The following is a 12,052-nucleotide window of genomic DNA, read 5'->3' as shown; positions in this document are numbered from 1 at the left end:
CATAAAAATTGACTAGATTCAATGTCACTTCATAATTTTTAATTTGAACTCCTCGTCAGTTTAAAAATCACGAGTAGTAAAGACCGTTCAATCTTAATCACGTTCTAATAGCCCCCTAGCACAATCAAATCATTTTGCACTAAGAGAACTCATACCGCCCCAAAAGAAAAGCATTACCATTAAACGATATGGGTCTTATAAGTAGCGACAACATGGCGCACGGATGCTAAATGCACGTTTAAGCGTGAATCTTCCACAATAGAAAAGAGGCTAATCCAAGTGGATTAGCCTCTTTTCTATTGTGGATATCAATCATCATTGCAAACACCAAGCAAGCGTTCTAAACCCGCTTTTCTGTTCTTGAATTATGCAAGCGATATTTATAAATCCCAAGGACAACAGCTGCAATGGCGAGTGATTCACCCATCGGAAGAAAAACTGCTAGGAAGGACATAACGGTACAACCAAGAGCCATTATTGCATAAATGACTACATTCTTTAGCAGTGGTAGCTTTTTAGCAAACCCTAGCTGATAGACGATAACACAAAGTGCAAAAATCGTTAAATACAGGTACCACATACCAAATTCGGGATTTTCATCCACTCGGTAAAGTGCTGCAAAAAATGACAGCCGCTCCTGTATATCCATTTCAATCCCTCCTAGAGGTTATTATTTATTATTCAACTTCAGCAAATTTTTTCTTTTTCGCTGATTTTTCACGTTCGTTTTTCTCAAGAATTTTTTTACGAAGTCGGATGGATTCTGGAGTTACTTCACAGTATTCATCGTCATTCAAATATTCAAGAGCTTCTTCAAGCGACATAATTCTTGGCTTTTTCATTGATGACGTTTGGTCTTTGTTTGCAGAACGCATGTTAGTCATTTGTTTTGCTTTAACGATGTTAACAGTCAAATCACTTTCACGGTTATGCTCTCCAACGATCATACCTTCATAAATTTCAGTACCTGGTTCAACAAAGATCACACCTCGATCTTCAACTTGCATCGTACCGTATTGCGTAGTTTTTCCTGTCTCCATCGAAACAAGAACACCTTGACGTCTTCCACCAACTTGCCCAGATGCCATTGGCTGATAGCTGTCGAATGTATGGTTCATAATTCCATAACCACGAGTCAAAGTTAAGAATTCTGTTGAATAACCAATTAAGCCACGTGCTGGAATGTTGAAAATAAGACGAACTTGACCGCCATTATTAATCATATCCAACAATTCACCTTTACGAGCTCCCATTGATTCCATAATCGAACCAGTATTCTCTTCAGGTACGTCAATTTGAACACGCTCGATAGGCTCACAACGAACTCCATCAATCATACGTACGATAACTTCTGGTTTCGACACTTGAAGTTCAAAGCCTTCACGACGCATGTTTTCAATTAAAATAGAAAGGTGTAGTTCTCCGCGTCCAGAAACTGTCCAAACATCAGGAGAATCTGTATTATCAACTCTTAAGCTCACATCTGTTTGCAATTGAGTTCTTAAACGTTCTTCAATTTTACGTGCTGTAACATATTTCCCTTCACGACCCGCAAATGGACTGTTGTTTACTAAGAACGTCATTTGAAGAGTTGGCTCATCAATTCGCAGAATAGGAAGAGCATCTTGATGTTCAGTTGGACAAACGGTTTCACCGACGTTAATATCTTCCATTCCTGAAACGGCAATCAAGTCACCCGCAACAGCTTCTTCGATTTCAACTTTTTTCAAGCCAATGAAACCAAAGATTTTTGTAACACGGAATTGCTTTACAGAACCATCCAGTTTCATTAAAGCTACTTGTTGACCAACATGCATTTTCCCGCGGAAAACACGTCCGACACCAATACGACCAACATAGTCGTTATAATCAAGTAATGCCACTTGGAATTGAAGTGGTTCATCACTGTTATCAACCGGAGCTGGAATATTCGCAACGATTGCTTCAAATAAAGGAGTCATGTCCTCTTCTTGTTTAGCTGGGTCTGGGTCAATACTTGCCGTTCCAGAAATACCTGAAGCATAAATAACTGGGAAGTCTAATTGATCATCCTCAGCACCTAGCTCAATAAATAAGTCAAGTACTTCATCCACTACTTCTCCTGGACGTGCTGATTCTTTATCAATTTTGTTTACCACAACGATTGGTGTAATTTTTTGCTCTAATGCTTTTTTCAAAACAAAGCGTGTTTGTGGCATACAACCTTCATAAGCATCAACAATTAGCAGAACACCATCTACCATTTTCATGATTCGTTCTACTTCTCCACCAAAGTCAGCGTGACCAGGTGTATCCAGAATATTAATACGTGTTTCTTTATATTGAACAGCCGTGTTTTTCGCAAGAATGGTAATTCCACGTTCTTTTTCAATAGCGTTGGAATCCATCGCACGTTCTTCTACGTGCTCATTCTCACGAAAAGTACCTGATTGCTTCAGCAATTGATCCACCATTGTCGTTTTTCCGTGGTCAACGTGGGCTATAATGGCTATATTTCGAATATTATTACGTAATTTCAAGCAATTCACTCCTAGAGGAAATTTAGTTTAAGCGTATCTATATCATTAACTTACATATTATATCACAAACATAGTATAATCAAAGCAAGAAATTCTGTACTTTACAAAATAAAATGAGGTGAAAATCATGGATATCAAATGGAACTTCCTTGTATTGGCATTATTGGCAGTCATCTGCATAAGTGGTATCGGAATTGCAATTGCCGAAAAAAGCATTACAATCGCCGCTATTTGCGTCATTGCTTTAACAGTTATTATGGGGTATGGGTTTACCCAAAAGAAAAAACTGCGTGAACAAGGAAAGTTGTAGGTATGTCTCTTGCAAAGGAGTCACAATTAACATAAAAAAGATTTAGTGCCAGAATTGAGATTATCATATTACATTGCAAAATGACAAGGGATAGTTTACTTTTCACATACATCGTAAAATAAGTTCTGAAGCTAGATATGAATAGTATAACTAAACTACCCATAAAAAAATCGCCTAATAATTGGCGATTTTTTGTTCTCATTGCGATGTATTTAAAGATTTTTTTAATAATTTACAGCTGGCCAACTGTTGTGAAAATATGATTCTAAAATCGCCTGATGAAGACCAGGCTTTGAAACAAACAACGAAGAACCATTGATATAATCGAGCGAATTTCCCGACATTGTTGTTATCTCACCGCCTACTTCCTCAATTAGAATGGAACCGGCAGCAAAATCCCATGGTGCAAGTCTCATTGTCATATAGGCATCTAATCTTCCTGATGCAACATATGCCATTTCAATAGCTGCCGAGCCATATGATCTTGTTCCCCTAACATCCTTAACTAGAGGGGTAAGAACCTGATGATCAATCCGTTTGTTTTCCATAAGCCATGTAGCATTTAATGACAAGATCATTTCCGAAATCGGCACTTTTGTCAACTCAGGTAATTTTATATCATTCAGATAAGCACCTTTTCCCTTGAAGGCATGATACAGTTCATTATGTACGACATCATAAATAAGTCCTATTTTCCCGATACCATCTTCATAAATTCCAATTGAAATAGCAAAATTCCGTTGTTGATGAATAAAATTCATCGTCCCATCAATTGGGTCAATAATCCAAACAACGCCCTTCAAGTCCGTGATCCGCTTGCCCATTCCTTCTTCCCCAAAAATTCGATGAGTGGGGAACGTTTCAGTAATATTATCAAGAAAAAATTGCTCTATTTCTTTATCCATGTTGGTAACTAAGTCATTGGCATTCGCCTTTGTTTCAATATTGAGATTCTCTTCAAATGATGATTTAAGTCTTTTTCCCGCGGTCATGATCCAATCCTTTGCACATGCACCAATTTCTGTATAATTCTCCATCATTTTATCCTCCAGACATAGATGTTAAAAATCTACAAACGGTAATTCGTACTTTAAGAATAATGGAAATATTGTCCTGCATCAAGTTTTATCATGTTGTATGCATTTAATTGAACCGTGTTCTTACTTCACATTAAGGATCCCCTTAATCAAAATGATATACAAAACAAATAGACCTAAAAAGCCTTTAATTCGGAAGGAAAGACGTATGTAGTAAATGTGGCAAAACTAATTAAACGGCGTCATGTGAAGAGCTATACTAATTTGAATGCATCCGCGAAATCTCTTTAGTATCCTCCAAAATTAGAAATGCTTGCGGACACCTTTACCAAATTAAAAGCGTCCGCTTAGCCATATTTTGCTTTCCTGCAACAACTTTGTTGAATCCAATAACCCATCGTTTCTTTCATAATCACAATTGCTATATTTTACAAAGCCTTTAGTTTTAAAAGCTCATTCCGAATGCGTTCTAATTTATGTTTACACTGCTTTTTCTTTTGATCATTGTCTTCCTCAATCGCTTCAAAAAGAGTAGCCAATTCATAATCCATTTCCATACGTAGCACTGCTTTTCGGTGTTTTTCAACTTCTTTAGCTTTCATCGCTTGATTCATGACTTGTTTCATAAATAATTAGCTCCTTTCAGTAATTGACTAAATTTTCTGTTTTTTATTACATACTATGATGCCTCTGTGGAAATCGCAACTAAATTGTGCTCTAACCTATAGCCAAGTTTTTTTTGTAATCCCATTATTTATATTATGTTTTCACCTATGCTACAATATCACTTAAAGGAACGAAGGAGGGGGAAAATGAACGTAACCAGTTTTTCAGCTGCAGATTTTAATGTATTTAAAATTGAAGGTCTCAATTATCGAATGGAAGCACTAAAAGATCGGATTCGCCCTAAACTAGATGCACTTGGTGACCACTTCGCAAGTGAACTTTCCACAATGACTGGTCAAGAACTATTCCCTCATGTGGCTAAACATGCAAGACGAACCATCAATCCACCTAATGATACTTGGGTCGCTTTCGCCGGTAGCAAAAGAGGATATAAAATGATGCCTCATTTCCAAATTGGTTTATGGGGAAGTCATATGTTTGTTTGGTTTGCAGTGATTTATGAAGCTCCCATAAAGGTCCAGTTCGGTCAAACTCTTGAAAAGTCTGTAAAAAGTATCAAGGAAAGTATTCCTGACAACTTTGTGTGGTCGCTCGATCATACGAAACCAGAAGTCATTCTTCATAAAGCCCTATCTTTAGAAGAATTAACCGCTATGTTCAAAAGGTTACAAGAAGTAAAAAAGGCGGAGATTCTTTGTGGTATTAAAATTCCGCGTGAAGATGCTATTAATCTCTCAGATGACGAATTTTTCAAGGCTATCCATGATGCTTTCACTCATTTAATACCCTTGTATAGATTAACTCAAACTTCCCTTTAAAACTCCCATTTCCAAATGAGAGTTGAGCTTTTGTATGAAAGACATGGGGACTTAGACTTCACGACTTACTAATATAGCTAACCTACTTTTTAAGAAAGCACTTCAACATCCGGCTCTGCACCGCCACCATATTATGATTAGGCGAGTGTAGCGTGCTTAATGATCGATCCTTCATAGTAAATGGTGGCGTTTTGTGTGTAGGAATTAGAAAGGGGCGACCACGCAACGACTAAATACAGTTTAAGATAAGTGTATGAAACACTACATACTGATTTAGAGTGCGAGGTCAGCCCCTTATGAGATAATATCCTAGCTTTTATTCAATAGATTACTTTTTTACTGGCTAAAATTAATTCATCAATCTCTTGATAATTTTCTGATTGTAGACTTTGAATGATTTTACTGCCGACAATCACACCATCACTATATAACGAAGCTCTTTCCACATGCTCAGGAGTTGAAATTCCAAAGCCTGCAAGAACTGGTATTGAACTTGCCTCACGAATGCGGTTTAAATAATGACCAACTTCTTCTTCAAAGCTTTCACGAACACCTGTTATTCCTGTTACAGTGACTGCATAAATAAAGCCTTCTGCGTTTTTAACAATTTTTTCAATTCTTTCCTGGGAGCTTGTTAAAGCAACCAATCTGATCAGCGAGATATTCGCATTTTTCAAATCTTGTGCAAGAATCTCTTCCTCTTCTATCGGTAGATCTGGGACAATACACCCTGACACACCAGCTTTGACACAATCATTACTGAAATTACCGATTCCATATGCAAGCAGAGAATTTAAGTAAGCCATAAAGATAATAGGAATGTCCACTTCATCTTTGATTTCGATAAGCTTGGAAATGATTTTTTTTAAGGTCACTCCTTCTGCCAACGCCCGCTTCCCTGCAAGTTGGATAGTTGGACCGTCCGCAACTGGGTCAGAAAAGGGAACACCTAATTCGACCGCCGTTGCTCCGGCATTTTGCAAGCGAAGCAGGTCCTCCTTAAGCTTATCTAATCCACCATCTCCAGCCATAATATAAGGAATGAAGGCTTTTTCTTGCCTTACATGTAGTTCAGCTAATGTATCTTGTAATGATTTATTCCCCATCTTCGCGTCCTCCTAGTAATGAACGAACTTGTTCAACATCCTTATCCCCTCTACCTGATAAGCAAATTACAAGCCCTTCATCCTCCTTCATTTCTTTTGCAATCTTCATCGCATAAGCTATGGCATGTGAGCTTTCTAAAGCAGGAATAATCCCTTCCTCCCTAGATAAAAGAACAAATGCATCCAGTGCTTCATCGTCGGTGACTGACGTATACGTCACTCGATTTTCGTCTTTTAAAAAACAATGTTCTGGGCCTACACCAGGATAGTCTAGACCTGCCGATATGGAATGGGCTTCTTGGATTTGACCGTCTGCGTCTTGAAGCAGATACATCAATGAGCCGTGAAGAACCCCTTTCGTCCCCTTTGTCAGACTAGCTGCATGTTTTTCTGTATCAAGCCCGCTTCCCGCAGCCTCAACACCGATTAATTTCACAGAAGGATCTGTAAGAAACGGGTAAAACATGCCCATTGAGTTACTTCCTCCTCCAATACAAGCAACAATCGTATCAGGCAACTTCCCTTCTTTTTCCTTATATTGTCGTTTTGTTTCATAGCCGATTACGCTTTGAAAATCACGAACAATTTGCGGAAACGGATGCGGTCCTAATACAGATCCCATAATATAATGCGTATCTGTAACATTAGATACCCAATATCTTAGGGCTTCATTGACAGCATCCTTCAAAGTACCACTTCCTTGATCAACAGACACAACCTTCGCTCCAAGAAGCTCCATTCGGAACACATTCAATTTTTGTCTCTGCACGTCTTCACTTCCCATAAAGACGACGCATTCTAGATTCAGCAAGGCACAAACTGTTGCAGTGGCTACCCCATGCTGACCCGCCCCTGTTTCTGCAACAATTTTTCGTTTCCCCATTTTAATCGCAAGCAATGCCTGACCAATCGTATTATTAATTTTATGGGCACCTGTATGATTTAAATCTTCACGCTTTAGGTAGATCTTTGCCCCGCCAGCAAGCTTCGTTAAATTTCCTGCAAAATATAATGGATTTTCTCTCCCAATATATTCTTTTAAGTAATACTGAAGACTTTCCTGAAACTCGGGATCCTGTTTTGCTTCCTCATATACGTTTTCGAGTTCTAATACTGCTGTCATTAATGTTTCTGGAACAAATCGACCGCCATATTCACCGAAATGTCCAGTTTTGTCCGGTCCACTATACGTGCTTATCATGCTAATTCCTCCTCTTTTAGATGCGCTTTACTAATAAATTTATTGATTTTTGTAAGATCCTTTACACCGCCTGTTTCGACACCACTTGATACATCAACAGCATAAGGTTGAATGACTCGAACAGCTGTTTCTACATTATCAGGAGATAATCCCCCCGCAAGAAAAATATGATTGCTATATGGTAATTTCCCCTTCATTTCCTCCCAATTCAGAGTCTTTTTTATAGGAGCTGTTTGACTTTTCGGTAAATCAAGTAGAATATACTCTGTTTTCCATTCATGAACCTTTAATAAATCTTCTATAGAATGTATTGTAATAGCTTTAATGACGGGTAATGAAAGCTTACTTGCAAATTCCTGACTTTCTGTACCGTGAAGTTGAATAATATCTAGCCCTGCATATTCAGCAATTCTTGATATTTCCTCAACCGATTCATTAACAAAAACCCCTACCTTTTTTACATTCCCCTTTAAATTTCTAATAATTTCTCGTGCCTTTATTGGCGTCACTTTCCGTTTACTTTCGGCAAAAATGAATCCTAGATAATCGGCTCCTGAATCAATAGCTGTTTGTGCTGCTTCTAAAGTTGATATACCGCAGATTTTAACGTACATAATTTTCACCTTTAAGCAAGACGTCAAATTCTTTAAAGCTATGATTTAGATTTTCCGCTTGCATCAATGTTTCCCCAACTAATATTCCTTTCGCTCCAGCATCTCTAACTCGCTCAACATCGAGACGTGTTTTCACTCCGCTTTCCGAGATAAATAGTTTGTTCAACTCTGCTAATTGAGAACCGAGTCGCTCTGTTACTTCAAGATTCACTTCAAAAGTTTTTAAATTCCGATTATTAATGCCAATTAATTCTGGATCAATCGGAAGCACAGCTTGAAGCTCCTCATCGTTATGCACCTCAACTAACACTTCCAAGTCTTCTGATTTAGCATATTGGTATAGTTCTGCCAATCGTTGTACCGGCATAGCAGCTGCGATAAGGAGGATGATGTGTGCTCCCGCTCGTTTAGCTTGGTCAATCTGTATTTCATCAATAATAAAGTCTTTACAAAGAACAGGGATTTTCACAGCCTCACTCACCTTCTTAAGATCCTCAAATGATCCTTTGAAGAATTCCTTGTCTGTTAAGACAGATATCGCAGCGGCGCCATTTTTTTCATAAGCAATCGCTTGTTTAACAGGATCCACATCTCGATCAATATCTCCACGGGATGGTGAAGCTCGTTTTATCTCTGCAATGATTGAAACTTTTTGTGATTCTTTCAAGCTCTGTAAAAGCGACCTCTTCGTATATATAACTTCCGAATTCAAAACTTTCAATTTTTTCAATTGAATAATTTCCTCATGTTTAGTAGCAAGAATTGTCGTCAATATATTTGTCATTTACATTACCCCCGCTTTTTTATAGGTGTCAAAATGTATAAGTGCTTCAAGCTTCTTAATTGCCCGCCCACTATCAAGGCTTTCTTTTGCCATGGCAATTCCTTCACGAACATTGTCTGTTTTCCCGTTTGCATATATTCCTAGACCAGCATTTAAAAGTACCGTATCTCGATACGCCCCCTTTTCTCCATGTAATATTCGAAGCATAATATCAGCATTTTCTTTTGCCTCTCCACCACGGATCATTTCATTTGTATAATAAGGTAAACCAACATCCTCAGGGCTTAATGTAAAGTGCGTTTTCTTGCCGTTTTCTAATAAAATCATCGAATTACTTCCTTGTAGACTAGCTTCATCCATATACCCTGCACCATTTATTACTAAGGCTCTTCTTCTCCCTAACTTATCTAATACTGACGCAAACAGGTCGAGCATTTCGCGCCGATTAATCCCAACCAATTGAGAGTCCAGCTGAATTGGGTTAGTTAGTGGACCTGTAAAGTTAAACACAGTCGATATTTTCAGTTCCTTTCTTATTTTCATAATTCTCGCAAGTTTGGGATGAACAGTAGAAGCAAATAGAAAAGCAATGCCGATTTCGTTCAATCTTTCTTCAATTCCTTGCGTATTTAATTGAAGGTCCACACCTAACTCTTCAAGAACATCAGCACTTCCCGTTTTACTTGATACACTGCGGTTTCCATGTTTGGCGACTTTGATACCTGCACCTGCTAATACGAATGCCGATGCTGTACTGATGTTGAAACTTTGTGAACCATCGCCACCTGTTCCGCAATTATCCATCACATGATCAAATTGCACTTTCAAAGGGATCGCTTTTTGTCTTAGAACAGTGGTTAGACTTGCAATTTCTTCAGCTGTTTCACCTTTTGATTTAAGAGCGATTAGAAACGCAGCCATTTCGCTATCTGTAATTTCATCAGAAAAGAGTAATTGTGCAGCACCTAACATTTCTTCTTGCGATAATGATTCATGTTGCGATAGTTTTTCAAGATATTTTTTCATATTGAGCACCATCTTTCACATTTTTGATAAATTGCAAGAGGATTGATTTCCCCGTAACTGTTCCAATCGACTCTGGATGAAATTGCAATCCATATAAAGGATATTGTTTATGTTGAATCGCCATGATTTCCCCATCATCAGCAGCTCTTGCAAGAATTTCAAACTCGTTCGGAAGGCTATGATCTTTCACAACCAATGAATGATAACGCATGACTTCTAAATAGCTTTCTTGGGTTTCGAATAAGCCTTTCCCATTATGCAGAACTACTGACGTTTTCCCGTGCATGATTTGTGTAGCCCGATCCACCGTCCCTTTAAATGCACATGCAATTGCTTGATGTCCAAGACAAATACCTAAGATCGGAACTCTTTTGTAAAAATGAGTGATGACTGGAATACATATTCCTGCTTCTTCAGGGCGACCAGGTCCTGGTGACAGAATAATTGCTGTAGGGTTCATAGCTTCAATTTCTTCAATTGTGATTTGATCATTTCTTTTCACTATAATTTCGGGGTAAAATTCACCGAGATATTGATATAAGTTATAAGTAAATGAATCATAATTATCAATGAGTAATATCATCTCTTTGCACCTCCAATAAAGCTTTTGCCTTATTCTTTGTCTCCTCATATTCCGTGGTAGCTACAGAGTCATAGACAATCCCTGCCCCAGCTTGAACATAGGCAATATCATCTTTAATGACCATCGTTCGAATCGCCAGTGCCATATCTAAGCTACCACCAAAACCAAGATAGCCGACTGATCCTGCGTAAACCCCTCTTTTTACATTTTCTAATTCGTTGATTAACTGCATAGCTCTAATTTTCGGTGCCCCAGAAACCGTTCCTGCTGGCATACAAGCGATTAAAGCATCAAGACTTGTAAGGTCCGAACGTAATAGCCCTTTTATTTTTGAAGCAATGTGCATGACATGCTTATATCGTTCTATTTTCATTTGAGCGGTTAATGTAATCGAACCGATTTCACACACTCTACCAAGATCATTACGACCAAGGTCGACAAGCATCTTATGCTCTGCAAGTTCCTTCTCATCCTCAAGCAGACTTTGTTCATACTGTTGATCTTCTTCTGGAGTATTCCCCCGCGGTCTAGTACCAGCTATTGGATTTACCGTGACTTGTCGGTCCTTCACACTGATTAAACTTTCCGGTGAAGAACCAAGAACGGTATATCCGTCAAAGTCGATATAAAACATATATGGTGATGGATTGGACAATCTAAGTCTGCGATATGCCTGAAATGGATCAGCGTGAAATGGTGACTGAAATCTCTGAGATAAGACGACTTGAAATACTTCCCCTTCGATTATTGCTTCCTTGGCCTGATGAACAAGGTTTTCGAACATTTTCTGACTCATATTTGATTGAAAATCTAAATGTACTCGTTCACTCTCAGGTTCGTTGTCGCTTACCGACTCAATCAGCTTTTTCATGTCAGACAACCTTGTTTCAAACTCAGAGCTACATGTAACCAAATGAATCTTTTCTGTTAAATGATCAAAAACGATAACATCTTCAAAAAGTAGAAAATGGGCATCTGGCATATTTAAGGAGTCTTCTGGCACATAACCTATCTCCTCATACTGCCGGATCATATCGTAGCCCAAGTAGCCAACTGCTCCACCAAAGAATGGGATGTCAAAATCGTTCGTTTCAAATTCAACGTCCAGCTCTTTTTTCAGTTCATCCATTAGCAAACCAATTTCTAACTTATTTTTTTGATTAGGGCTAATTCTTTCGGTTACCTTATCTTTTGAAACTAATTCCAAGTATGGGTGGAAGCCAATATAAGAGTACCTCCCTTTGTCATGATGGGAAGGTGAACTTTCTAATAGAAATTTCTTCCTACCAGGGAGTTTCTGAAAAATTGATATCGGTGTATGAATGTCACCTTCAACAATCATTTTATTAAATTGTAATTTTCTTCTTTCACTTGTCATGTTATCCCTCCTTAAACATAAAAAAGTCCCCTGCATACACAAAAAATGT

The 12,052-nt window shown here is 38.2% G+C and carries 13 protein-coding genes; 2 read left to right on the top strand and 11 right to left on the bottom strand.

Annotated features, from left to right (window positions below):
• Positions 1-340: 340 nt before the first annotated feature.
• Positions 341-649 carry a YlaH-like family protein gene (locus AC1MGI_RS11835; RefSeq protein WP_480345443.1) on the bottom strand — a complete coding sequence of 103 codons (309 nt, stop codon included), beginning with the start codon at positions 647-649 and terminating at the stop codon, positions 341-343.
• Positions 650-677: 28 nt separating this feature from the next.
• Positions 678-2,519: a translational GTPase TypA gene (typA, locus tag AC1MGI_RS11830; RefSeq protein ID WP_480345442.1), complete on the bottom strand. Its 1,842-nt coding sequence runs from the start codon at positions 2,517-2,519 to the stop codon at positions 678-680.
• Positions 2,520-2,646: 127 nt separating this feature from the next.
• Between typA and AC1MGI_RS11825 the strand changes: the two genes are divergently transcribed.
• Positions 2,647-2,829: a YlaF family protein gene (locus AC1MGI_RS11825; protein ID WP_480345441.1), complete on the top strand. Its 183-nt coding sequence runs from the start codon at positions 2,647-2,649 to the stop codon at positions 2,827-2,829.
• Positions 2,830-3,053: 224 nt separating this feature from the next.
• Here AC1MGI_RS11825 and AC1MGI_RS11820 read toward each other — a convergent pair whose 3' ends face one another.
• Both AC1MGI_RS11820 and AC1MGI_RS11815 read right to left on the bottom strand, forming a co-directional pair.
• Positions 3,054-3,866 carry an inositol monophosphatase family protein gene (locus AC1MGI_RS11820; protein ID WP_480349774.1) on the bottom strand — a complete coding sequence of 271 codons (813 nt, stop codon included), beginning with the start codon at positions 3,864-3,866 and terminating at the stop codon, positions 3,054-3,056.
• A 428-nt stretch (positions 3,867-4,294) separates the two neighbouring features.
• Entirely contained in the window at positions 4,295-4,492 is a 198-nt protein-coding gene (locus AC1MGI_RS11815) for a hypothetical protein (protein ID WP_480345440.1), read from the bottom strand.
• Between the two features lie 186 nt (positions 4,493-4,678).
• Here AC1MGI_RS11815 and AC1MGI_RS11810 point away from each other — a divergent pair, with 186 nt between their 5' ends.
• Positions 4,679-5,311, top strand: a complete 633-nt coding sequence (locus AC1MGI_RS11810) for a YktB family protein (protein ID WP_480345439.1) — start codon at positions 4,679-4,681, stop codon at positions 5,309-5,311.
• Between the two features lie 320 nt (positions 5,312-5,631).
• On the opposite strand, the gene trpA is transcribed toward AC1MGI_RS11810, so the two are convergent.
• From trpA to trpE, 7 genes are read right to left on the bottom strand one after another with little or no spacing between them, the layout of a single operon-like run.
• A complete protein-coding gene (gene trpA / locus AC1MGI_RS11805) occupies positions 5,632-6,417 on the bottom strand; it encodes a tryptophan synthase subunit alpha (RefSeq protein ID WP_480345438.1) in 786 nt (261 codons plus the stop codon).
• On the bottom strand, positions 6,407-7,618 hold the full coding sequence (gene trpB / locus AC1MGI_RS11800; RefSeq protein ID WP_480345437.1) for a tryptophan synthase subunit beta: 1,212 nt from the start codon (positions 7,616-7,618) through the stop codon (positions 6,407-6,409). Before trpB ends, trpA begins: the two co-directional genes overlap by 11 nt.
• The gene (locus AC1MGI_RS11795) at positions 7,615-8,232 is read right to left on the bottom strand and encodes a phosphoribosylanthranilate isomerase (RefSeq protein WP_480345436.1); all 618 of its coding nucleotides are present in this window, start codon (positions 8,230-8,232) and stop codon (positions 7,615-7,617) included. The genes trpB and AC1MGI_RS11795 overlap by 4 nt, the downstream gene beginning before the upstream one ends.
• Entirely contained in the window at positions 8,222-9,016 is a 795-nt protein-coding gene (gene trpC / locus AC1MGI_RS11790; RefSeq protein ID WP_480345435.1) for an indole-3-glycerol phosphate synthase TrpC, read from the bottom strand. Before trpC ends, AC1MGI_RS11795 begins: the two co-directional genes overlap by 11 nt.
• Positions 9,017-10,042: an anthranilate phosphoribosyltransferase gene (gene trpD / locus AC1MGI_RS11785; protein WP_480345434.1), complete on the bottom strand. Its 1,026-nt coding sequence runs from the start codon at positions 10,040-10,042 to the stop codon at positions 9,017-9,019.
• Entirely contained in the window at positions 10,026-10,625 is a 600-nt protein-coding gene (locus AC1MGI_RS11780) for an anthranilate synthase component II (protein ID WP_480345433.1), read from the bottom strand. Before AC1MGI_RS11780 ends, trpD begins: the two co-directional genes overlap by 17 nt.
• Positions 10,609-12,003 (bottom strand): anthranilate synthase component I, encoded by a 1,395-nt coding sequence (trpE, locus tag AC1MGI_RS11775; RefSeq protein ID WP_480345432.1) that lies wholly within the window; start codon positions 12,001-12,003, stop codon positions 10,609-10,611. Before trpE ends, AC1MGI_RS11780 begins: the two co-directional genes overlap by 17 nt.
• Between the last annotated feature and the right edge of the window lie 49 nt (positions 12,004-12,052).

This window comes from Peribacillus sp. BM1 (assembly GCF_056679975.1).
The sequence above is the reverse complement of the archived record's forward strand: the minus strand, read 5'-3'. Positions and strand labels throughout refer to the sequence as shown.

Excerpts from the sequence above, each read along its gene's own strand:
- trpB (WP_480345437.1), bottom strand. The coding sequence starts at position 7,618 with ATGATAAGCACGTATAGTGGACCGGACAAAACTGGACATTTCGGTGAA.
- trpE (WP_480345432.1), bottom strand. The coding sequence starts at position 12,003 with ATGACAAGTGAAAGAAGAAAATTACAATTTAATAAAATGATTGTTGAA.
- AC1MGI_RS11810 (WP_480345439.1), top strand. The coding sequence starts at position 4,679 with ATGAACGTAACCAGTTTTTCAGCTGCAGATTTTAATGTATTTAAAATT.
- trpC (WP_480345435.1), bottom strand. The coding sequence starts at position 9,016 with ATGACAAATATATTGACGACAATTCTTGCTACTAAACATGAGGAAATT.
- trpA (WP_480345438.1), bottom strand. The coding sequence starts at position 6,417 with ATGGGGAATAAATCATTACAAGATACATTAGCTGAACTACATGTAAGG.
- trpD (WP_480345434.1), bottom strand. The coding sequence starts at position 10,042 with ATGAAAAAATATCTTGAAAAACTATCGCAACATGAATCATTATCGCAA.
- AC1MGI_RS11815 (WP_480345440.1), bottom strand. The coding sequence starts at position 4,492 with ATGAAACAAGTCATGAATCAAGCGATGAAAGCTAAAGAAGTTGAAAAA.
- AC1MGI_RS11835 (WP_480345443.1), bottom strand. The coding sequence starts at position 649 with ATGGATATACAGGAGCGGCTGTCATTTTTTGCAGCACTTTACCGAGTG.
- AC1MGI_RS11795 (WP_480345436.1), bottom strand. The coding sequence starts at position 8,232 with ATGTACGTTAAAATCTGCGGTATATCAACTTTAGAAGCAGCACAAACA.
- AC1MGI_RS11825 (WP_480345441.1), top strand. The coding sequence starts at position 2,647 with ATGGATATCAAATGGAACTTCCTTGTATTGGCATTATTGGCAGTCATC.
- AC1MGI_RS11820 (WP_480349774.1), bottom strand. The coding sequence starts at position 3,866 with ATGGAGAATTATACAGAAATTGGTGCATGTGCAAAGGATTGGATCATG.
- AC1MGI_RS11780 (WP_480345433.1), bottom strand. The coding sequence starts at position 10,625 with ATGATATTACTCATTGATAATTATGATTCATTTACTTATAACTTATAT.